15 protein-coding genes are annotated in these 22028 nt (G+C 71.1%); 13 read left to right on the plus strand and 2 right to left on the minus strand.

The window, feature by feature from the left end:
* Positions 1–196: 196 nt before the first annotated feature.
* Positions 197–2386 carry a RecQ family ATP-dependent DNA helicase gene (locus C9F11_RS30110; protein WP_138962207.1) on the minus strand — a complete coding sequence of 730 codons (2190 nt, stop codon included), beginning with the start codon at positions 2384–2386 and terminating at the stop codon, positions 197–199.
* A 133-nt stretch (positions 2387–2519) separates the two neighbouring features.
* On the opposite strand from C9F11_RS30110, the gene C9F11_RS30115 reads away from it, so the two are divergent.
* The 7 genes from C9F11_RS30115 to C9F11_RS30145 all read left to right on the plus strand — a co-directional run bounded on the left by C9F11_RS30115 (position 2520) and on the right by C9F11_RS30145 (position 13833).
* On the plus strand, positions 2520–4109 hold the full coding sequence (locus tag C9F11_RS30115) for a DUF4192 family protein (protein WP_249401930.1): 1590 nt from the start codon (positions 2520–2522) through the stop codon (positions 4107–4109).
* A gap of 267 nt (positions 4110–4376) precedes the next feature.
* Positions 4377–6476 (plus strand): glycogen debranching N-terminal domain-containing protein, encoded by a 2100-nt coding sequence (locus C9F11_RS30120; protein WP_138962208.1) that lies wholly within the window; start codon positions 4377–4379, stop codon positions 6474–6476.
* A gap of 119 nt (positions 6477–6595) precedes the next feature.
* On the plus strand, positions 6596–7357 hold the full coding sequence (locus C9F11_RS30125) for an NUDIX hydrolase (protein WP_138962209.1): 762 nt from the start codon (positions 6596–6598) through the stop codon (positions 7355–7357).
* Between the two features lie 208 nt (positions 7358–7565).
* Positions 7566–9596 (plus strand): ABC transporter ATP-binding protein, encoded by a 2031-nt coding sequence (locus C9F11_RS30130; protein WP_138962210.1) that lies wholly within the window; start codon positions 7566–7568, stop codon positions 9594–9596.
* A gap of 242 nt (positions 9597–9838) precedes the next feature.
* Entirely contained in the window at positions 9839–10726 is an 888-nt protein-coding gene (locus tag C9F11_RS30135; protein ID WP_138962211.1) for a FadR/GntR family transcriptional regulator, read from the plus strand.
* Positions 10727–11273: 547 nt separating this feature from the next.
* Positions 11274–12821, plus strand: a complete 1548-nt coding sequence (locus C9F11_RS49695; RefSeq protein WP_138962212.1) for an RNA polymerase sigma factor — start codon at positions 11274–11276, stop codon at positions 12819–12821.
* A gap of 181 nt (positions 12822–13002) precedes the next feature.
* Complete coding sequence (locus tag C9F11_RS30145) at positions 13003–13833, plus strand: serine protease (protein ID WP_138962213.1); 831 nt, start codon at positions 13003–13005, stop codon at positions 13831–13833.
* Between the two features lie 326 nt (positions 13834–14159).
* Here C9F11_RS30145 and C9F11_RS30150 read toward each other — a convergent pair whose 3' ends face one another.
* Complete coding sequence (locus tag C9F11_RS30150) at positions 14160–14390, minus strand: hypothetical protein (RefSeq protein WP_138962214.1); 231 nt, start codon at positions 14388–14390, stop codon at positions 14160–14162.
* 453 nt (positions 14391–14843) lie between these two features.
* On the opposite strand from C9F11_RS30150, the gene C9F11_RS30155 reads away from it, so the two are divergent.
* The 6 genes from C9F11_RS30155 (at position 14844) to C9F11_RS30180 (ending at position 22014) form a co-directional block, all read left to right on the plus strand.
* A complete protein-coding gene (locus tag C9F11_RS30155; protein WP_138962215.1) occupies positions 14844–16958 on the plus strand; it encodes a DNA topoisomerase IV subunit B in 2115 nt (704 codons plus the stop codon).
* A gap of 330 nt (positions 16959–17288) precedes the next feature.
* Positions 17289–17777: a CcdC protein domain-containing protein gene (locus C9F11_RS30160; RefSeq protein WP_138962216.1), complete on the plus strand. Its 489-nt coding sequence runs from the start codon at positions 17289–17291 to the stop codon at positions 17775–17777.
* A 32-nt stretch (positions 17778–17809) separates the two neighbouring features.
* A complete protein-coding gene (locus tag C9F11_RS30165; RefSeq protein ID WP_138962217.1) occupies positions 17810–18958 on the plus strand; it encodes a histidine kinase in 1149 nt (382 codons plus the stop codon).
* Positions 18959–19110: 152 nt separating this feature from the next.
* Positions 19111–19818, plus strand: coding sequence for a response regulator transcription factor (locus C9F11_RS30170; protein ID WP_138967150.1), 708 nt, complete (start codon positions 19111–19113; stop codon positions 19816–19818).
* A gap of 112 nt (positions 19819–19930) precedes the next feature.
* Complete coding sequence (locus tag C9F11_RS30175; protein ID WP_249401931.1) at positions 19931–20428, plus strand: DUF485 domain-containing protein; 498 nt, start codon at positions 19931–19933, stop codon at positions 20426–20428.
* Positions 20425–22014 (plus strand): cation acetate symporter, encoded by a 1590-nt coding sequence (locus tag C9F11_RS30180; RefSeq protein WP_138962219.1) that lies wholly within the window; start codon positions 20425–20427, stop codon positions 22012–22014. The genes C9F11_RS30175 and C9F11_RS30180 overlap by 4 nt, the downstream gene beginning before the upstream one ends.
* Positions 22015–22028 lie beyond the last annotated feature (14 nt).

Raw genomic sequence — 22028 nt, forward strand, 5'->3', positions numbered from 1 at the left:
CCCAAGGAGGGCGGGGTCGGACTGGGGGGAGCGCACCGCGACACAGCCCTACCGGACCACGGGGAGCCGCGCGGGAGCGGTACCAATTCTTCCCGTCGTACTGGCTTGCGGCAACGAGCAATTGAAGCCGCCTGACCAGTATCCGCTGATACGTCTTGCATATCCCTGCCCAGGACATCGCACGGTAATGCGGACGTCACCCCTGCACGGCCAGGACCAGCGGCAACACCCCCTTCGCCCCTGCCCGTCGGAGCATGCGCGCGGAGACCGCGAGCGTCCAGCCGGTCTCCGTCGCGTCGTCGACGAGGAGCACGGGGCCGTCCGCCTCCTGGAGCGCCGCGGCCAGCGCGGGCGGCACGATCAGGGCGCCGTCCAGGGCACGCAGCCGCTGGGCGCTGTTGCTCCTCGGCACCCGAACGTCCGCGGCCTCGGCGGCGTACTCCAGTCCACCGAGCAGCGGAAGGCGGCCGATCTCCGCGATCCGCGCCCCGAGCGACTGGATCAGCTGGGGCTTCGAGCGGGAGGGCATCGTCACCACGCCCACCGGCCGGGGCCCGGCGTCGGGGCCGCCCGACGCCCAGCCGCCCGGGCCCTTGGCCCAGTCGGCCAGTACTTCCACCACGGCCTTGGTGACGTCATCGGGCACCGGGGTGTCCGGCGCCTGGGGTGCGAGCATCGGACGAAGCCGGTTGCCCCAGCCGATGTCCGACAGGCGTCCCAGGGCCCGGCCCGGAGAGGCCTGTTCACCAGCGGGAATGCGGCCCTTGAGGGTCATGCCCACGGCGGCGAGCCCGGTGGGCCACATCTTGCGGGGCTCGACCTCCACTCCGGGCCGGGCGAGCTCGCCTCGCGCCGAATCCAGAGCCGTGGACGAGACGGCCTCGTCGAAGCGGCCCCCCGCACAGTTGTCGCAGCGGCCGCACGGTGCGGCTTCCTCGTCGTCCAGCTGGCGGCGCAGGAACTCCATGCGGCAGGACGTGGTCGTGGCGTACTCACGCATGGCCTGCTGCTCGGCCTGCCGCTGTTTGGTGACCCAGGCGTAGCGCTCGGTGTCGTACGTCCAGGGAGCGCCCGTGGCGATCCAGCCACCTTGCACCCGGCGTACCGCACCGTCGACGTCGAGGACCTTGAGCATCGTCTCCAGGCGTGACCTGCGCAGCTCGACCAGCGGCTCCAGGGCGGGCAGCGACAGGGGGCGGTCCGCCTGACTGAGGACCTCCAAGGTGCGACGCACCTGCTCCTCGGGCGGGAAGGCCAGGGAGGCGAAGTAGTTCCAGATCGCCGTGTCCTCCTGACCGGGCAGGAGCAGCACCTCAGCGTGGTCGACGCCGCGCCCGGCGCGGCCTACCTGCTGGTAGTAGGCGATGGGCGAGGAGGGCGAGCCGAGATGGATGACGAAGCCCAGGTCGGGCTTGTCGAACCCCATCCCGAGCGCGGAGGTGGCAACCAGGGCCTTCACGCGGTTGGCGAGCAGGTCCTCCTCCGCCTGCTGCCGGTCCGCGTTCTCCGTCTTGCCGGTGTACGAGGTGACGATGTGGCCGCGCTGGCGGAGGTAGGCGGTGACCTCCTCGGCGGCGGCGACCGTGAGGGTGTAGATGATCCCGGAGCCCGGCAGGTCGCCCAGGTGGTCAGCGAGCCAGGCCAGCCGGTGTGCCGCATTCGGCAGTTGGAGCACGCCGAGGCTCAGGCTCTCCCGGTCGAGCGGCCCTCTCAGGACGAGGGCGTCCGATCCGCCGCCGGTGCCGAGCTGGTCGGCGACGTCCGCGGTCACGCGCGCGTTGGCCGTCGCTGTCGTGGCCAGGACCGGGACACCGGGCGGGAGGTCGGCCAGCATGGTGCGCAGTCGGCGGTAGTCGGGCCGGAAGTCGTGGCCCCAGTCGGAGATGCAGTGGGCCTCGTCGACCACCAGCAGGCCGGTCGCGGCGGCGAGCTTGGGCAGGACCTGGTCGCGGAACTCCGGGTTATTGAGCCGCTCCGGGCTCACGAGCAGCACGTCGACGTCGCCCGCCGCGACCTCGGCCTGGATGGTGTCCCACTCCTCGGTGTTCGACGAGTTGATCGTGCGGGCGCGGATACCGGCCCGCGCCGCCGACTCGACCTGGTTCCGCATCAGCGCGAGCAGGGGAGAGACGATCACGGTCGGACCGCTGCCGCGCTCCCGCAACAGCGCGGTCGCGACGAAGTACACCGCCGACTTGCCCCAGCCGGTGCGCTGTACGACGAGCGCGCGGCGCTTCTCCGCGACCAGTGCCTCGATGGCTCTCCACTGGTCCTCGCGCAGACGCGGGCCGTCCGGCGGCCGCGTCCCGTCGGCCGAGGAGGAGGGGCCGCCGACGAGGCGGGCGAGGACGGCGTCGGCCGCCGTGCGCAGGTCTTCGTTGCTCATGGCTCCATGCAACCCGATGGGTCGGACATCCGGCGAACGCGACCGCCAGACTGTGGATAACTCTTGGCGTGGCCCTGCTCAGGGTTATCCACAGCCATAACCGGAGGTATTGATTCCGGTGCAGAGTCGGCACATGACCCAACGCAGCGAATCAGCAGACCCGATCGACGAGACCATCGTCACCCTCCGCACGCCCGCCGAACTGGCGGACGCCTTGCCGTACTTGCTCGGCTTCCGGCCCGAGAACAGCGTGGTCCTCATCGCCCTGCACGGTCCGCGAGGCCGGTTCGGCGGACGGGTGCGCCTCGGCATCCCGGAGCGCCCGGACGACTGGCCGTCCGTCGCCGAGCAACTGGCCCAGTGCCTCGTGAGCGGATCCGAGCGGCGCGAGGCCCGGCCGGACGGAGTCGTCGCCTTCCTCTGCCAGGAGCCGGAAGCGTTCGCGGGGGACGCTTCCGGTCAGCAGGTCATGGAACGCCTCAGGCCGCTGGCCCAGGCACTCCGTACGGAGTGCGGTGACCTCGACGTTCCCGTCCTCGAAGTCGTGTGCGTCTCCGACGGCCGCTTCTGGACGTACTGCTGCCCGGACCAGCGCTGCTGCCCCTCCGAAGGCACCCCTTTGCTCCCGGCGGGGACGTCGGTGCTGGCTGCCGCCACCGTGTACGCGGGTTTCCAGGTCGGTCCCGCGCAGGGGCGAATCAGGGCCCGGCTCGCTCCCTGGCGGACCGCCGCGGCCAGCGACCAGGCGCGCGTGCTGCATGACACGGCGTGTGCACTCGTGCCCAGGATCCTCGGCGACGGCGGTCACGCCGAAGTCGCCGCCGAGACCCTCGCTCTCGCCCGCCGCGTCATGGCACGCCTGGCCGCCGCACCTCCCATCGCCGACACACTCGAAGCCGACGTCTACGACGACGAACTGATCGGCCACGAGGAGGCCGCCGCGCTGATCCTCGGGCTTCAGGACCGCACGACCCGCGACCGCTCCGCCGAGTGGATGGAAGGGGACGAGGCAGCTCCGGCCCTCAGGCTCTGGCGCGCCCTGGCCCGGCGCTGCGTGCGGGAGTACCGAGAACACGCCGCCGCGCCCCTGACCCTCGCGGGCTGGGTGGCCTGGTCCCTCGGCGACCTCGCCGAAGGGCAGGAAGCGCTCACCATGGCGTTGATCGCTGATCCGCACTACGCCTTCGCCCTGCTCCTGCACCCGGCGTGCAGCGCGGATGACGACCCGGAGCCGATCCGCCGCATTCTGCGCGGCGAGCGCGCTCAGCGGGACGCGACGGCACAGGGCCGGAACCCCGTTCGATCCGCTGTCCGGCAGCACGCGGAAGCGGCCGCCAGCGGAGGAAGGAGCACCGAGACCAGCGGAGCCGAGCACACCGAGGTGCGGGAGCACGACCGTAGGGAGGGCGACAACGCCCAGGGCGGCGTGAGCGCCGCGAAGCCCGACATGGGCACGGAGAAGCCCAGGAAGAACGAAGAGGCCGAGGACCAGAAGGCCCCCGGAGCGCCGGAAGTCGCGCCGCCCGGGAGCTCGCCGGACCGTCCGGACAACACCGACCCTCTTGAACACGCAGGGGCCGGCGTCGGTGTCAGGACGGCGCCCCGTGGACGGCGGCGCCCGCCGCGCACCTCAGGCCCCGGCTCCCGACCCGTCGGCGACGCGGGCACGGGACCACGGAACCGGCGGGACACGATCCGCCGTGGCGCAAGGCACGACCGGTGACCACATCGGTGGCTGGGCCCCGGTCGACATCCGCGGCTGGGCCCCGGCCACAAGCGGTCTCCGGACCCCGGTCGAAGCATTCGTTTCTGGCTCGTGCGGCGCAGGCCGCCAAGCGAATGCACCGCCGGATGGGCGGCTTCCTGGAACACATGCGTGACTTGGGGCGGCCCCGTGCCGTTCACCTGAGTGGCGGTACCCGCGTCCTCGTCGTGACGCTGTTCCGTGACCGAGTCTCCGTAGCGCAGAGAACGCAGAAGTGGCTGCCCCATGTCCGTTCCCGCCTCGTCTCCCGTCTCCCCCTGGCCCGAGAGAAACGGCGGCCCGGAGCCGCACGCCTTCCGGGCACCCGCACCGACTCCCAGGCGCCCACCCGGCGGCCACGCGCCCGGCCCTGGGCCGCGTCGCTCCGCCGCACTGCCACCCGTGCACGACGCGCTGGTCTGCGTCGCGCTTCCCGCGCTCGCCGTCTCCACGGACCAGGGGCAGCTGAACGGCCGGGGACTGGAGGGGTTCTATCGCGCGGGCCGTCGCATGCTGTCCCGCTGCCAGGTACGTGTGGCCGGGCGCGAGCCGATCGCCGTACAGGCGCGGATGCTCTCGGCGGACAGCGCCCGCTTCGTGGCGGCCCTCCTCCCCTCGGCGGACGGAGGGCCGGACCCGGACGTCGTCGTGGAGCGGACCCGACATGCCGACGGCACCGAGCGGATCACGCTGCACAGCTCGGCCAGCCGCCCCCTCAGGCTGCCGGTCGAGGTGTCGCTGGGCACGGACCTGGCGGAGCTCGGCGCGGTCGCGTCCGGCCGCGCCGGTCCGGAACTGCCCGCCAGCGTCCACGACTCGGGCATGCGCTGGTCCTCAGGAGAAGGCCACTGCGTGGTGACGGCCGTCCCGGCGCCCAAGGACGCGCTGGCCTCCGCGGGACTGCTGCGCTGGGAGGTGCACCTGCCACCGGGCGGCAGTCAGAGCGTGGAGCTGCGAGTACGGCCGCACGGCGCGGGGCCCCTGAGACCGGTAGGGCACGGGGTGACCAGCCCGCTGTCCTCGGCCCAAGCGACCGGGGACGACCCCACGGTCCAGCGTCTGCTGGACACCTCGGTGGCGGACCTCAGGGCCCTGCTGCTGCGCGACCCGGCCCACCCCGCGGACCTGTACGTGGCCGCCGGAGCGCCCTGGCGGTGCGGCCTCGCGCCCGCCGAGGCCCTCACGGCCGCGCGGATGGTGCTGCCCCTCGGCACTCGGCTCGCGGAGAGCACGCTGCGTGCGCTCGCCCGCGACCAGCTCACCCGTTCCGGTCCCTGCGCGGGCATGATCCCGGGGCCGATGCGGGACACAGGTCCCCACCTGCCACCCGGGTGCACGGGAGTGGAGGCCACGCTTCTGTTCCCCACCCTCCTCGCCGAGGCGTGGCGCTGGGGGATGCCGGAGGCCGACGTCGCGGAACTGCTGGTCCCGGCGGAGCGCTGTCTGCGGTGGCTGCTCGAAGGCACCGCAGCCGGGGAATTCGTGCGGGACGCCCACCCGGACTCCCCGCCCTCCGGGCCGGTGCGCTGCGAGATCCAAGCGCACGCGCACCGGGCTGCGCTGCTGGGGGCCGACCTCCTCGACACGCTCAAGGGCTCGGGAGGCGCGGAGCTGCGGCAGTGGGCGGAGCGGTTGCGGACCCGGTTCCAGAGGGCGTTCTGGGTGGAGGACCGGACGGGCGGCAGGCCCGCCGTGGCACTCGAGCCCGACGGGCGGCCCTTGCCGCACCTCACCGGCGGTGCGGCCCACCTCCTCGACACGGGCCTCCTCGGATCCGGCGAGGTCGCCCCCGGCCTGCTCGACAAGGTGCAGACCGAGCAGGTCGCGAGGCTCCTTGGCGGGCCTGCCATGGACTCGGGCTGGGGCCTGCGCAGCCTGGGCTCGAAGGAAGCGGCGTACAACCCCTTCGGGCACCGTGGCGGGGCGGTCCGGGTCCACGAGACGGCCACGGCCGTCACGGGCCTGGCGGCGGCGGGTTACGAGAAGGAAGCCGGTGCACTGCTGCGAGGAGCGCTGGACGCCGCTGCGGCCTTCGGGTTCCGGCTGCCGGAGATGTACGGCGGCGAGCAGCGTGTGGCCGGGAGCGCACCCCTCCCACACCCCGCGGCCTGCCGCCCCGCGGCTGTCAGCGCCGCGGCCGGAGTGCAGCTCCTGACCGTGCTGGCCGGGATCCGCCCGGACGCTCCGGCGGGCACGGTGACGCTCCGGCCGGTCCGCAGTGCGCCCCTGGGAGAGCTGGGCCTGACGGCGCTGCGCGTGTCGGGCGCCCCCTTCTCCGTGCGCGTCAGCAGGCTCGGCCTCGCCATGGTGGAGGAGGCGGCCGACGGGCTGCAGTTGGGGGTGTGATGTCGCTGAGCCACGGCGTCACGGGTGCGACGGGCCGGACGGAAGGGCCTCAGGGAGCGGGGCCGGAAGCAGATGGCGTAGGAGGTGTTTATCGTCAGGCAGACGACTATGATCGCGGCATGTCGCCCTACGACCCGTCGGCCTTCCCGCCCTTCGCTGTCACCGTCGATCTGGTCGTGCTGACCGTGCGCCGCCACGCCCTGTGCGCCCTGGCCGTGCGCCGTGGTGAGCCGCCGTTCCAGGGGCGTTGGGCATTGCCCGGGGGTTTCGTACGGGCGGACGAGGACCTCTCGGGGGCCGCGGCGCGCGAGCTGGTGGAGGAGACGGGGCTCTGTGCCCACGACCCGGACAGTCCGGTTCAGGCCAATGGTGCGCACCTCGAGCAGCTGGCCACGTACGGCGACCCCAAGCGCGACCCGCGGATGCGCGTGGTCAGCGTCGCTCACCTCGCCCTCGCACCGGACCTGCCGGCGCCCCGCCCCGGCGGTGACGCCCACAGCGCGCGCTGGGCCCCGGTCGAGGCCCTGCTCCACCAGGGCGGGTACGGCAGGGAGGGGGAGCAGGCCGCGCCGCTGGCGTTCGACCATGCGCAGATCCTCTCGGACGGAGTGGAGCGCGCCCGTTCGAAGATCGAATACTCCTCGCTGGCCACGGCGTTCTGCCCGCCGGAATTCACGGTCGGCGAACTGCGGCGCGTGTACGAAGCGGTATGGGGTGTCGCCCTCGATCCGCGCAACTTCCACCGCAAGGTGACGGGCACGCCGGGATTCCTCGTGCCCACAGGGGGGACGACGACGCGCCAGGGAGGCCGCCCGGCCCAGCTCTTCCGCGCGGGTGGCGCGACGCTCCTCAACCCCCCGATGCTGAGGCCCGACGTCTGATCCCGCCCGGGCTCGACGGCTGCCGGCTGTCCGGCTTGGGTGCGCCGTCGGCCGCGTGAGAGCTGGGGATTGACACCCGCAGTCCACGCCCTGAGCGAAAAGCCGGAAATGTCGCGTTATCTTGCTGCGGTACCCACGGGGCTTGTCCGTCCCCGATCCGGCGGACCCGCCCCGCCCGCGAGCGGTCGCACATCCTGCGAGAGAAGCGATGATCCAGGCCATCGGACTGACCAGCAACCCCCGCAAGGACCTCCCGCCCGCCGTCGACGACGTCTCCTTCCAAGCGCACACGGGCCGTGTCACCGCGGTCCTGGGAGCCTCGGGCGGAGGCAAGACAACGACTCTCCGCTTGATGCTCGAACTCCAACAAGGGCGCGGCGTCACCTACTTCAGAGGGCGGGAACTGCACCGCATCGCGCACCCTTCGCGCGAGGTGGGCGTCCTGCTCGGTGACGTCCCCGGGCATCCGGCGCGCACGGTGAGAGGCCATCTGCGCATGCTCTGCGCCGCGGTGGGCGCGCCTGTGACACGCGCCGATGACGTGCTCGAAGGAGTCGGACTCGTCAGCCTGCGCGAACAGCGCCTCGGCACGCTCTCCCGCGGGATGGACCGCCGTCTCGGGCTGGCCTGTGCGCTCCTCGCGGATCCGCACACCCTCGTGCTGGACGAGCCCACCGGCAGCCTTTCGGCCCGTGAGGGCGACTGGCTGCACGGCATCCTACGGGCACATGCCGCACGGGGCGGCACGGTCCTGTTCACCACGGACGACGCCAAGGAAGCCGCCCGGACCGCCGACCGGGTCATCACCCTGGACGCGGGGCGGCTCGTCGCGGATCAGGATGCGGCGGAGTTCGCCCGCACACGGCTCAGGCCCCGCGTCGCCGTGCGCACCCCGCATGCCGCGCGTCTCGCCGCCTTGATCGCCAAGGAGGCCCGCTCGCTGCGCCGGTCCGTCGAGGTGGTGCAGGAGGGCGGCAGCCGTCTGTCGGTCTACGGAAGTACGTGTGGGGAGGTGGGGGAGGCCGCGTTCCGCCACGGCATCCTTGTGCATCAACTCGCCGACGAAGTCGGGGACGCGGACCACGCGGCAGCCGATGCGCGGGAGCGGGCTCCGGTGGAGCAGGGGCGCAGCGCGGCGCTCGAAGCCGCGCCGGGCGCGCAGAGCGGCCCCGCAGTGCGGCAGGGGCCCGTGAGCTCCGCGGCATGCGCCTCCGGCGAGCCGCGAGAGTCGCTCAAGGCAGCCGTCGCCACGCCTACGCACGACACGGTGGCTGAGCGCTCGCCCGCCACCGGCGGCGCTTCTGCCGCGTCGGGCACCGATGGCGCCACTTCGAGCACTGCGAGCGCGCCTCGTACTGCCAGTGCGCCTCGTGCTTCGAGTGAACCTTGTGCTTCGAGTGCGCCGCGCGCATCGAGCGCACCGCAGGCCCCGCCGTCTCCCTTGCCCCCTCCCATCGCCCTCCGTACGGCACCGAACCCGCTGCGTCCGCTGCGCTACGAGCTGCGCCGCGCCACCGGTGTCGGCACCGGATACCTCACGGTGGCCGTGGCGATCGCCTCGTCCGCGCTCCTATGCCTGTTCCTCGCCCGGACCGGACGCACGCCGCAGCTGCACCTGCTCGCGGCTTGGCCCAGCGAACTTCCGCTGCCGCCCGCGGCCCTGGGAGCCGGGCTGCTGGGCGCGCTCGCCTTCGGGGAGGAGTTCCGCCACCCCGCCCTCGCCGCGGACCGCGGTACCGTGCCCCGGCGCCTGGGGCTCCTCGCCGCGAAGCTCGCCGTCGCCGCCACCACCGCGCTGCTGCTCGCCGGGCTCACCGTGGGGTGCGACGCCTTGCTGCTCCACCTGGTATACGGAGGAGAGCTCGCAGAAGTTCCCTCCGACTGGCTTTCGGCGACCGTCAGTTGGATTTCATTGATGATCGGATGTGCTTGGGCCGGAGTGCTGGCCGCCGGAGTCTTCCGGTCCACCACCGCCGGACTCGCCGCGGTGCTCGCGGTGCCGATCGTCGTCGTACCGCTCGTACAGAAGGCGCTGGAAGGGCCGTCCGTTCGATCAGCCGCTGGATTTCCGGGGCGACTGCGAGAGCTCACGCTGGTGGAGTGGCCGTTCGGCGCCGAGCGGTACGTCGCCGGAGGGCTGAGGATGGTGGCTCAACCCGTGGGCAGCGCACTGATGTTGTCGCTCGCCGCACTGCTCGGCGCGTACCTGCTGACAGCGGGGCGCAGGCGGGCGCGCTGACGCCTTCGCCGCCTCCGGAGAGCACGGGTGAGGGGCTGCGGCCGCCGATGGCTCGTCGGCCTCCTGGGCGGGCCGCGGACGGGCCTCTACTGCCTTTCGGTCCCGCGTTGTGCGCAAGTCTTCGCAGGACAGCCACTTCTTTCCGATAAGGCGTCAATTGCAGCGAGGTAAGCGATCACCCTTTCGTGTGCTTTTCACCAAAGACCTCAAGGGACTTGGGGGCCAGGCCGACAACTGAATCCGTGAGTACCCTTGCGCACACCATGATGACCACCGCCCGCTCCGCAGACACCGGCCTCGCCGGCCCGGGCGAACTCGACCGCTACCCCTACGCCGAGGCCCACGGCGCCGACCGCGTGGTCGCGCCCGCCTGGGACAGCGCCGACCAGGACCTGGCCCGCGTGGGCCGACGAGCGGCCGGGAGCCGCGGCCGCGGACTGCACGGCCAACTGGTCCAGCAGCTGGGCCAGATGATCGTCTCCGGGGACCTGGGCGCCGACCGGCCCCTCGTCCCGGAGGAGATCGGCCAGCGGTTCGAGGTCTCCCGCACCGTCGTCCGCGAATCCCTGCGCGTGCTGGAGGCCAAGGGCCTCGTCAGCGCCCGCCCCAACGTCGGCACGCGCGTGCGCCCGGTCAGCGACTGGAACCTGCTCGACCCGGACATCATCGAGTGGCGGGCGTTCGGCCCGCAGCGCGACGACCAGCGCCGCGAGCTCAGCGAGCTCCGCTGGACGATCGAGCCGCTCGCGGCCCGGCTCGCCGCCGGGCACGGCCGGGAAGAGGTCCAGCAGCGCCTCGCCGACATGGTCGAGATCATGCGGCACGCGCTCGGCCAGGGCGACTCGATCACTTTCGCCCGCGCCGACGCCGAGTTCCACTCGCTGCTCATCCAGGTCGCGGGCAACCGCATGCTGGAGCACCTGTCCGGCATCGTCTCGGCCGCCCTCCAGGTCTCCGGCGGCCCCGTCACCGGCTGTGACCGCCCCACCGAGGCCTCGCTGGCCCACCACGGCCGGATCGTCGACGCCCTCGCGTCGGGCGACGGAGCCGCCGCCGAGGCCGCCACGCGCCAGCTCCTGACCGTCCACCCGGAGGTGGAGCGGGTCGTGCCCGCTCCTCGCGAGCACTGACCGCGCGCACGCGTCGGCACCGCAGCCGTGCGCGCCGCGCAGCATCGTTTCGCTGCCTTCCCCTCCGCTGACCGCTCCCGTGTCGCCGGACTCCCGGGGCCCTGCCAGGGGCCGGGGGCCCGGCGACACGGGCGCAGCAGCCTCGGAACGGCAGCAGCGGAGCCGCAGGCGATCGCTCACCGGGCCTGGGGACGCGCGAGCCCGGCATGAGGAAACGTGTCGGCAGCCCCGAAGAAACGGCCGTAGTCAAGAGCTAATGGTTGAAGGCACGACCACTCTTCACCGGATGCTCGTCGACTCTGACCAGATCTGGACGTTTTTAGACGCATACGGTGTGTGACTCGGGCCACGTAGATTGGGCGTAACGCTCCCAGAGACAGCGCGATGACCTAAGAGGTGACAGCCGAGGAGGGAATACAGACGTCGTTCACGGCGCTGTGCAGCTCCACGGTCCCGCCCGCGCCGTCGGCACAATCCCCAGCCGTCGGTCGTCGGCTCCGATCCATGGTGGACGGGGCCGGAAGCCGTTTTCCAACGTTCCGAGAGGTTGTTCGTGTCGGCCAGCACATCCCGTACGCTCCCGCCGGAGATTGCCGAATCCGTCTCTGTGATGGCGCTCATCGAGCGGGGAAAGGCTGATGGGCAGATCGCCGGCGACGACGTGCGTCGTGCCTTCGAAGCTGACCAGATCCCGGCCACTCAGTGGAAGAACGTTCTGCGCAGCCTCAACCAGATCCTCGAGGAAGAGGGTGTGACGCTGATGGTCAGTGCCGCGGAGCCGAAGCGCCCCCGCAAGAGCGTCGCAGCGAAGAGTCCGGCCAAGCGCACCGCGACCAGGACGGTCGCGGCCAAGACCACCACCGTGAAGCAGACCACCGCCACGGCCGCCTCCGCGAAGTCGGCCGCCGAAGGCGTGGACGAGGACGGCGCCGCCAAGAAGGCCGCTGCCAAGAAGACGACGGCCAAGAAGACCGTCACGAAGAAGACCGCCGCCAAGAAGACGACGGCCAAGAAGACCGCCTCCAAGAAGGACGCCGGTGAGTTCCTCGACGAGGAGGCCACCGAGGAGACGCCCGCCGTCGGCAAGCCCGGCGAGGGCGAGCCCGCGGAAGAGGGCGCCCAGGGCTTCGTCCTGTCCGACGAGGACGAGGACGACGCGCCCGCGCAGCAGGTCGCCGCGGCCGGCGCCACCGCCGACCCGGTCAAGGACTACCTGAAGCAGATCGGCAAGGTCCCCCTGCTCAACGCCGAGCAGGAGGTCGAGCTCGCCAAGCGCATCGAGGCCGGCCTGTTCGCCGAGGACAAGCTCGCCAACGCCGACAAGCTCGCGCCGAAGCTCAAGCGCGAGCTGGAGATCATCGCCGAGGACGGCCGCCGCGCCAAGAACCACCTCCTGGAGGCCAACCTCCGTCTGGTGGTCTCCCTGGCCAAGCGCTACACGGGCCGCGGCATGCTCTTCCTGGACCTCATCCAGGAGGGCAACCTCGGTCTGATCCGCGCGGTCGAGAAGTTCGACTACACCAAGGGCTACAAGTTCTCCACCTACGCCACCTGGTGGATCCGTCAGGCGATCACCCGCGCCATGGCCGACCAGGCCCGCACCATCCGTATCCCGGTGCACATGGTCGAGGTCATCAACAAGCTCGCGCGCGTGCAGCGCCAGATGCTCCAGGACCTGGGCCGCGAGCCCACCCCGGAGGAGCTGGCCAAGGAACTCGACATGACCCCGGAGAAGGTCATCGAGGTCCAGAAGTACGGCCGCGAGCCCATCTCCCTGCACACCCCGCTGGGCGAGGACGGCGACAGCGAGTTCGGTGACCTCATCGAGGACTCCGAGGCCGTCGTCCCGGCCGACGCCGTCAGCTTCACGCTCCTCCAGGAGCAGCTGCACTCCGTCCTCGACACCCTGTCCGAGCGCGAGGCGGGCGTCGTCTCGATGCGCTTCGGTCTCACCGACGGTCAGCCGAAGACCCTCGACGAGATCGGCAAGGTCTACGGGGTGACGCGTGAGCGCATCCGTCAGATCGAGTCGAAGACGATGTCGAAGCTGCGCCACCCGTCGCGCTCGCAGGTCCTGCGCGACTACCTGGACTAGGTCCCGGCTCCTCGGCCTCGTCGCGTCACCGGGCCGAGTCACAGGACAACCGGAAGACCCGGAGTCCCTCCCGCAAGGGAAGGGCTCCGGGTCTTCCGTCTATCCGCGTGGCAGAGTGTGCGGCGCGCGCGACGGTAGTTGACTCTGGGTACGCGATGGCAACCCAGAGTGAGGAGATCGCATGCGTCGTCCCTTCGCCCGAGCGCTGGTGGGAACGCTGACCCTGGGGGCCGCGATGGCCGCCCTGCCGCTGGCTTCCCCGCCGCCTGTGGCGGCCGACAGCGTGGTCGTCGGAGGCGCGCCCGCGCGGGTGGCGGACAGCCCGTGGGTGGTGGCGCTCGCCAGCCGTGACCAGTTCGGGGGTACGCGCTCGGGCCAGTTCTGCGGCGGCGTCGTGATCGCCCCGTCGACGGTCCTGACCGCGGCCCACTGCATGGGCGAGGAGGTGCTCGGCGTACCCGTCCGGGAGATGAAGGACCTCAGGGTCATCGCCGACCGCGAGGACCTGGACACCCGTGCGGGCAGTGAGATTCCGGTACGCGGCGTATGGGTCAATCCCGAGTACGACCCGTACACGAACGCCGGTGATGTCGCGGTCCTCACCTTGGCCAAGCCGCTCCCGAAGGGCCAGGTCATCCCCATGGCGCGTGCCGGGGACGCCGCGTACGAGCCGGGTACGGGCGCAGCCGTGTACGGATGGGGCGATACGACGGGGATGGGTCACTACGCGCGCACGCTGCGTTCCGCGCGCGTGACGGTGCTGGCGGACTCGGTGTGCGAGCAGGCCTACCGGGGCAGCGTCGACGGGACGTACACGCGCTCTTCGATGCTGTGCGCGGGCGAACCGCAGGGAGGCCGGGACGCCTGCCAAGGGGACAGCGGCGGGCCGCTGGTCGCCCACGGGCGGCTCATCGGCCTCGTGTCGTGGGGGAGCGGCTGCGGTCGGGCGGACAGCCCCGGGGTCTATACGCGCGTCTCGGACGTCGCTCGGGTGGTGCAGCGGTACGTGTAGGAGCTGCTGTGGGCTGGGGCCCAGCAAGGGCCCCTGGCGGCCCATGGGCCCCGCTGGGCCGCATGAAGGGCTGTGGTGACGCCTTGAAGGCCAGGCGGCTCGGGATCGCGTTTACGAGCTCTTGAGGCCTGCAACGGAGACGCCGTGGGGCCCCTGGAGGCCTCGCCTGGGCCCCTGGGAGGCGCTTAGCGGTCGGCAGGTGGCTCGGAGGGTGGATCGTCCGACAGGAGGCCGGGAAAGAGAGCGGGCGGCTGCCCCTGGGTTGCAGGGGAAGCCGCCCGTGCCGGTCTGGTGGTCCGGCGCTCGCTCGTCGTGGGTGCGAGGCGTCAGCGTTCCTCTTCGGTCACGCTGGCCGGCACGGCCGTCAGGCGCTCCGTCTCGTCCTGTATCTCGGCGGCGATCTTCTTGAGTTCCGGCTCGAACTTGCGACCGTGGTGGGCGCAGAAGAGCAGTTCACCGCCACTCAGCAGGACGACGCGCAGATATGCCTGGGCGCCGCAGCGGTCGCAGCGGTCAGCGGCCGTCAGGGGGCTCGCGGGGGTCAGAACAGTAGTCACGTCGCCTCTTCTCTAGCTCGACGAGCTGTCGTACCAGGGTCAACATCCAACCAGCCCGAAAACGTTCCCGCTCGTGGCTTTTCCTCGATTTTTTCTTTCGAGGAGGCTGTCTGCTGCCGGTTGGCGGCGAATGAGCCGTATTGCGTGTCTTACGTGTCGTACGGTTTCGCGCTGTCTGTCAGGTCAGGTCCTTCGCCGGCTGGCTTGCCGGTTGTTCATGAGGACGTGCCCGGAGCCTAAATGGTTCATGCCTGGAAGGGAACGTGACGTGCGCTTCACTCCATCGAGGGATCGAACACGCGTACGCTTCTGGACTAGTCTGGACCCGGTGCGGGTTGACTTGAGGGTGGCGTGACAACGGCTCTACCAGGCCTCGGTACCCTCTCACCGGCAGCAGAAGCCGGGCCCTTACCCACAAGGGCCTCCCTTGAAATTCAGCGAGGAGCGAACCGCGTGACCGCCGAGACGTCCACAGCGTTGCTGACAGGAGCCGACCGGGACGGTTCCAACTACACCGCGCGGCACCTGCTCGTCCTGGAAGGGCTCGAGGCCGTCCGCAAGCGTCCGGGCATGTACATCGGCTCGACGGACAGTCGCGGCCTGATGCACTGCCTCTGGGAGATCATCGACAACTCCGTCGACGAGGCCCTGGGCGGGTTCTGTGACCACATCGAGGTCATCCTGCACGACGACGCCTCCGTAGAGGTCCGGGACAACGGCCGAGGCATCCCTGTGGATGTCGAGCCGAAGACCGGGCTCTCCGGGGTCGAGGTCGTCATGACCAAGCTGCACGCGGGCGGCAAGTTCGGCGGCGGCTCATACGCGGCCTCCGGCGGTCTGCACGGCGTGGGCGCTTCCGTGGTGAACGCCCTGTCGGCCCGTCTGGACGTCGAGGTGGATCGCGCCGGGCACACCCACGCCATCAGCTTCCGGCGCGGAGTCCCCGGTGCGTTCGCAAAGTCCGGCCCTGATGCGGCCTTCGACTCCGCGGCGCGTCTCACCAAGGTCAAGAAGGTCCCCAAGGCCCGCACCGGCACCCGCGTGCGGTACTGGGCCGACCGTCAGATCTTCCTGAAGGACGCCAAGCTCAGCCTGGAGAACCTGCACCAGCGCGCGCGCCAGACCGCCTTCCTGGTGCCGGGCCTGACCATCGTGGTCCGTGACGAGTACGGCCTCGGTGAGGGGGGCACGAAGGGTGAGGAATCCTTCCGCTTCGACGGTGGCATTAGCGAATTCTGTGAGTACCTGGCACAGGACAAGGCGGTCTGTGACGTCCTGCGCTTCTCCGGGCAGGGCACCTTCAAGGAGACCGTTCCGGTACTCGACGACCACGGTCAGATGACGCCGACGGAGGTCACCCGCGAGCTGGGCGTGGACGTCGCCCTGCGCTGGGGCACCGGCTACGACACGGCGATCAGGTCCTTCGTCAACATCATCGCCACGCCCAAGGGCGGCACCCACGTCACCGGCTTCGAGCGCTCGCTCACCAAGACGGTGAACGAGGTGCTGCGCACCCAGAAGCTGCTGCGCGTCGCCGAGGACGACGTCGTCAAGGACGACGCCTTGGAGGGGCTGACGGCCGTCGTGACCGTTCGCCTGGCGGAGCCGCAGTTCGAAGGCCAGACGAAGGAAGTCCTCGGCACGTCGGCGGCCAACCGCATCGTCGCCAACGTCATCGCCAAGGAGCTCAAGGCGTTCCTGACCTCCACCAAGCGGGATGCCAAGGCGCAGGCCCGCGCCGTCATGGAGAAGGTCGTCGCCGCCGCCCGGACGCGCATCGCTGCCCGGCAGCACAAGGACGCCCAGCGCCGTAAGACCGCGCTCGAGTCCTCCTCGCTCCCGGCGAAGCTCGCAGACTGCCGTAGCGACGACGTCGACCGCAGTGAGCTCTTCATCGTCGAGGGCGACTCCGCGCTCGGCACGGCCAAGCTGGCCCGGAACTCCGAGTTCCAGGCCCTGCTGCCGATCCGCGGCAAGATCCTCAACGTCCAGAAGTCGTCCGTTTCGGACATGCTCAAGAACGCCGAGTGCGGCGCGATCATCCAGGTCATAGGAGCGGGGTCCGGCCGGACCTTCGACATCGACGCGGCCCGCTACGGCAAGATCATTCTGCTCGTGGACGCCGACGTCGACGGCGCGCACATCCGCTGCCTGCTCCTGACCCTCTTCCAGCGCTACATGCGGCCGATGGTGGAGGCGGGCCGCGTCTTCGCCGCCGTCCCGCCGCTGCACCGCATCGAGCTGACCCAGCCCAAGAAGGGCCAGGACAAATACGTCTACACGTACTCGGACCGCGAGCTGCGGGAGACCCTGCTCGAGTTCGAGCGCAAGGGCGTGCGGTACAAGGACTCCATCCAGCGCTACAAGGGCCTCGGTGAGATGGACGCCGATCAGCTGGCCGAGACCACGATGGACCCGCGCCACCGCACGCTCCGCCGTATCAACATCACCGACCTCGAATCGGCCGAGCACGTCTTCGACCTGCTCATGGGCAATGAGGTCGCCCCTCGCAAGGAGTTCATCACGAGCTCCGCGGCGACGCTGGACCGCTCGCGGATCGACGCTTAGGCACGAGCCGGTAGCCGGTAGCCGGTAGCCGGTAGCCGGTAGCCGGTAGCCGGTAGCCGGTAGTGGGGTGCGGGGTGCGGGGACTCGCTGGGCGTCAGGCGGGCAGCGTTCGCCAGGCGGCATGCCGGTGGCCTGCTGGCTAGCTGGCGGGCCGGGCTGTCGGCTGGTTCGCCGCCCGTCCGCCGAGCCGCCACGTCGGGCGCCTCCACCCTCGGGTGGAGGCAGCTAATCCACCCGTGATCCACCCCTGCTCCGATCTCCCGGCCGGGCCGAGTCCGTAACTTCGATGACGTCGTACTTCACCGTTCGCGCACGTCATCGGAGGCCGTGATGTCAGGGTTCGCCCAAGTGCTGCTGATCCCCGCAGTCATAGCGCTCGTCGTCATACGCCAGATGAAGCCGCAGCGACTGACCGACGCCCGGCGCTGGTGGCTGGTGCCCGCCGTGCTCACCTATTGCGGCCTGACGGAATCGGGCCTCATCGACCCGGGCCACCGGGCGGAGTCGCTTGCGCTGCTCAGCGGTGAGGTGCTCATAGGCCTTCTGATGGGCATCGCCTGGGCCCGCACCAGCCATGTCTGGGCCGAGCAGGACGGATCCGTGTGGAGCCGCGGCACCAAGGCCACAGCCGTGGTGTGGGTCGTCGGCATCGCCTCGCGGTTCGGGCTCATGGGCATAGGCCTGCTCATTGGCATCCACCAAGGCACGGGTGCGCTGCTCCTCGCCCTGGCGGCGTCCCTGCTGGTGCGTGCCGGCCTTCTGGAGTTGCGGGCCCACACCCTCCGCTCGGGCCCGGCACTCACCGGCGCCGTACGGTGACACGGTGGCCGCACCGAGAGGAAGGAGCGGGCGTGACGCGTGACATCTGGACGCGCTGGCCCGCGCGGGAGGCGCTCACTCAGGAGGAGCTGACACGGCCCCGCCGGTTGCTCACTTGGGTCGTGCGCGCGGTGTTCATCAGCATGCTGCTGTGGAGCACCTTCGCGCGGCGGGAGATGCCCGGCTGGGGCCTCGCACTGGCGCTGTTCGTGATCATTCTCTGCGCGGGGGCGGCGGCGTGGTTCATCCACGTCACCCTGGAGCGGCGCATATGGCCGGCCCTGATGTCGTGGGGCGTGCTGCTGCTGGCGGGCGTGGCGGCGCAGGGGGCCGGGCTCGACACACCCGCGGCCGTGCTGTGGTGCGCCTGCGCGATGTTCGCGCTGGAGCGGCTGCCCCTTGCCGTGGGGGTGCTCGGGGCGCTGACGTCACTGGGGGCGTTCGCCGTGGTGAACGAGGATCCTTGGCCCACCACGGCGGCCGTCACCGTGGGGCTCGGTCTCGCCGGGTACGTCCTGCGCATGGACGCCGAGGCGCGGGGCAACGCGCAGCGGCTGCTCGCGCAGGAGCGGGCAGCGCGGGCCGCGGAGGCGGAGTCGGCGGCTCTGGGAGAGCGTGCCCGTATCGCCCGGGAGATCCACGACGTGCTGGCGCACAGCCTCTCCGCGCAGCTGGTCCACCTGGAGGCGGCCCGGTTGTTGATCGAGCGTGACGCGGACCGGGAACAGGTTCTGGGCCGGGTCGTGGCGGCGCGCGCGATGGCTGCCGAGGGGCTCGCCGAGACGCGGCAGGCGCTGTCGGCGCTGCGCGGCGAGATGACTCCCGTCGAGGACTTCCTGCGGGAGCTCGCCCGGACGGACGGTGCGTCGGTCGCGGTCTCCGGCGAGCGGCGGGCCCTCCCCGCGGAGGCTTCGCAGGCGGTGCGAAGGGTGGCACAGGAGGCGATGACGAACGTACGGAAGCACGCGCCGGGGGCCAAGGTGACCGTGTGCTTCGCATACGGAGAGGGGGAAGTCGCGCTGGACGTGACCGATTCGGGGGGAGCGCCGGGGGAATTCGCGGCATCGGGAGCCGGGTACGGTCTGCTGGGAATGCGTGAGCGTGCCGAGTTGCTCGGCGGCTCGCTGGAGACGGGGCCGGAGGACGAGGGCTTCGCCGTGAGGCTGAGGGTGCCGGGATGACAGGGGACGACGGGCGCCGCGACGGTGCTTCCGTGGCTGGTGCTGGTGCTGGTGCTGGTGCTGGTGCTGGTGCTGGTGCTGGTGCCGAGCTGGGCGCCGGGGCACGGGCAAGTGGTGTTTCTGGAGTGGGCGTTGGCGCCGAGGCCGGGGCGGTGAAGTCGGCGGTCCAGGGAGGTGCGAGAGAGGGCAAGGCGCCCGCGCGCGTGGTTGTCGTCGATGACCAGACCGTGGTGCGTGAGGGCATCGTGATGCTCCTGGGGCTGCTGCCGGGGGTCGAAGTGGTGGGGGCCGGGGGTGACGGTGAGGAGGCGGTGCGGCTCGTGGGCGAGCTCGCGCCGGACGTGGTGCTGATGGATCTGCGTATGCCGCGCTGCGACGGGGCGGAGGCCACCCGCCGGATCCGCGCCGAGTACCCGGGCACGCAGGTGGTGGTGCTCACCACGTACGCCGACGACGAGTCGCTGTTCCCCGCGCTCAAGGCCGGGGCGCGGGGGTATCTCACCAAGGACGCGGGTGGGGAGGAGATCGTGCGGGCCATCGAGGACGTGCTCTCGGGCCAGGCCGGTCTTTCGCCACAGATCCAAAGACGGCTCCTGGAGCGGCTTTCGGAGCCGGAGGGGCCCGCGCAGCCGGTGGAGCCGCCGGACGGCCTGACGCTGCGGGAGACGGAGGTCGTCGCTCTGATCGCGGAGGGGCTGACGAACCAGGAGATCGCGCGGGTGTTGCACGTCTCCACGGCCACCGTGAAGACCCACATCAACAATCTCTTCGCCAAGGCGGGCCTCAAGGACCGTGCGCAGGCGGTGCGTTATGCCTACCGGCACGGGCTCGCGCAGCTGCCGGGGAGTACCCGCAGGTGAGGATCGCCGTCACCTGATGGGGTGAAGAGCGGGGAGAGAGGAGGGACGGATCTTCCCCTTCTGCCCATCCTTGGGCTCGCGGCCGAACATGGCTGCGGACAAGGAGAGTTCGGTGGACAAGGACGACGGCTGCGATGCCGGGCGGGACCGGCCCGGTGACCTGAAGGATCCGTGGTACGACGAGCTCGCGGCGGGCTGGGGCGAGTTGGACGGCACGGGCACACCGACGCCCACGGATCCCGCCACCGCGCCGCGGCGGCACGGGAGCGCGGCCGACATCTATCTGGAGGTGCAGGCGAGCGCGGCGTTCCAGGAAGTGCGCCGCCGCTACCGACGGTTCGTCGTCCCGGGGGTGGCCGTCTTCTTCACCTGGTACGTGGCGTATGTCGTAGCGGCGACGACGGCGCCGGGGCTGATGGCGCGGCCGGTCGCCGGAGCGGTGAACGTGGCGATGCTGGCTGGGCTCGGACAGTTCCTGACGACGTTCCTGCTGACCTGGGCGTATGCCCGGCATGCTCGGCTGCGGCGGGACCGGGCGGCGCTCGATCTGCGCTGGGCCGTGTTCGAGCAGAACAGAGAGCGGGAGCTGAGGCAGGGGGCCGAGCGGTGAGCGGTGACCATCAGACGCTGGCGCTCGTGCTGTTCGGCGTGTTCGTGGCGATCACGCTGGCGATCACGACGTATGTGAGCCGTAACCGGCAGGGGTCGGCGGAGGAGTTCTACGCGGGCGGGCGGCTGTTCTCGCCCATGGAGAATGGTTTTGCCATCGCGGGTGACTACATGTCGGCTGCGTCGTTCCTCGGCATCTCCGGGCTGATCGCCCTGTACGGCTACGACGGGCTGCTCTACTCGGTGGGCTTTCTGGTCGCGTGGCTGGTCGTGCTGTTCTTGGTGGCGGAACTGGTGCGCAACTGCGGCAGGTTCACGCTCGCCGATGTCGTCGCGGCGCGGATGCGGGAGCGGCCGGTGCGCATCGCCGCGGGCACGTCCTCGGTGACGGTGTCCGTGCTCTATCTGGTGGCGCAGATGGTGGGAGCGGGCTCGCTGGTGGCGCTGTTGCTGGGAGAGACGGGAGGTGCCGCCCGGACATGGGCGGTGATCGGGGTCGGCGCGCTCATGGTCATCTATGTGTCGCTGGGCGGGATGCGGGCCACCACGTGGATCCAGATCGTCAAGGCGGTGCTCCTCATGGGCGGTGCGATCGCGCTGACGGTGCTGGTCCTGATGCGTTTCCACGGCGACTTCGACCAGTTGTTGCGTACGGCGGCCGACCGCAGTGGGCACGGAAGTGCGTTCCTGGCCCCTGGGCTGAAGTACGGCGGGGACTGGACGGCGCGGTTGGACTTCATCAGCCTGGGGCTTGCCCTCGTGCTCGGCACCGCGGGGCTTCCGCACATCCTCTCCCGCTTCTACACCGTGCCGACTGCGCGAGCCGCCCGCCGTTCCGTCGTCTGGTCCATCGGCCTGATCGGCAGCTTCTACTTGATGACGATCGTGCTCGGGTTCGGGGCGGCGGCGATCGTCGGCTCCGACGCGGTCCGCGGGTCGAACGCCGCGGGCAACACGGCGGTGCCGCTGCTGGCGCTCGATCTGGGCGGGGGCGCGGATTCCACGGGAGGAACGGTTCTCTTCGCGGTGGTCGCCGCCGTGGCGTTCGCGACGATCCTCGCCGTGGTCGCGGGGATCACGCTCGCTTCCTCGGCGTCCGTGGCCCACGACCTGTACGCGTCCCTGCGGCGGCGGACCAAGCAGCGCAGCGAGGTGGCGGTGGCGCGCGTCGCCGCGGCCGGGATCGGGGTCGTCGCGATCGGGCTCGGCCTGCTCGCCCGGGATCTCAACGTCGCGTTCCTGGTGGGGCTGGCTTTCGCGGTCGCCGCGTCCGCGAATCTGCCGGTGCTGTTGTACTCGTTGTTCTGGAGGGAGTTCACCACGCGGGGCGCCGTGTGGTCGGTGTACGGCGGGCTGCTGCCCGCCCTGGCGCTCGTGGTGCTGTCGCCGGTGGTGTCCGGGAGTCCGGACTCGCTGTTCCCGGGAGTGGACTTCCAGTACTTCCCGTTGGAGAACCCGGGGCTCGTCTCGATTCCGCTGGGCTTCGTCGCGGGTTGGCTCGGGACCGTCACATCGGTGGAAGGGGCGGACGAGGCCAAGCACGCGGAGACGGAGGTGCGTTCGCTGACCGGGGCGGGCGCCGTGTAGCCGGGCCTGCCCCA

This window comes from Streptomyces sp. YIM 121038, assembly GCF_006088715.1.
In the GTDB taxonomy this organism is placed as follows: domain Bacteria; phylum Actinomycetota; class Actinomycetes; order Streptomycetales; family Streptomycetaceae; genus Streptomyces.

Coding starts and splice junctions, on each gene's coding strand:
- C9F11_RS30130 (WP_138962210.1), top strand. CDS start 7,566: ATGATCCAGGCCATCGGACTGACCAGCAACCCCCGCAAGGACCTCCCG.
- C9F11_RS30120 (WP_138962208.1), top strand. CDS start 4,377: ATGTCCGTTCCCGCCTCGTCTCCCGTCTCCCCCTGGCCCGAGAGAAAC.
- C9F11_RS30160 (WP_138962216.1), top strand. CDS start 17,289: ATGTCAGGGTTCGCCCAAGTGCTGCTGATCCCCGCAGTCATAGCGCTC.
- C9F11_RS30145 (WP_138962213.1), top strand. CDS start 13,003: ATGCGTCGTCCCTTCGCCCGAGCGCTGGTGGGAACGCTGACCCTGGGG.
- C9F11_RS30115 (WP_249401930.1), top strand. CDS start 2,520: ATGACCCAACGCAGCGAATCAGCAGACCCGATCGACGAGACCATCGTC.
- C9F11_RS30110 (WP_138962207.1), bottom strand. CDS start 2,386: ATGAGCAACGAAGACCTGCGCACGGCGGCCGACGCCGTCCTCGCCCGC.
- C9F11_RS30125 (WP_138962209.1), top strand. CDS start 6,596: ATGTCGCCCTACGACCCGTCGGCCTTCCCGCCCTTCGCTGTCACCGTC.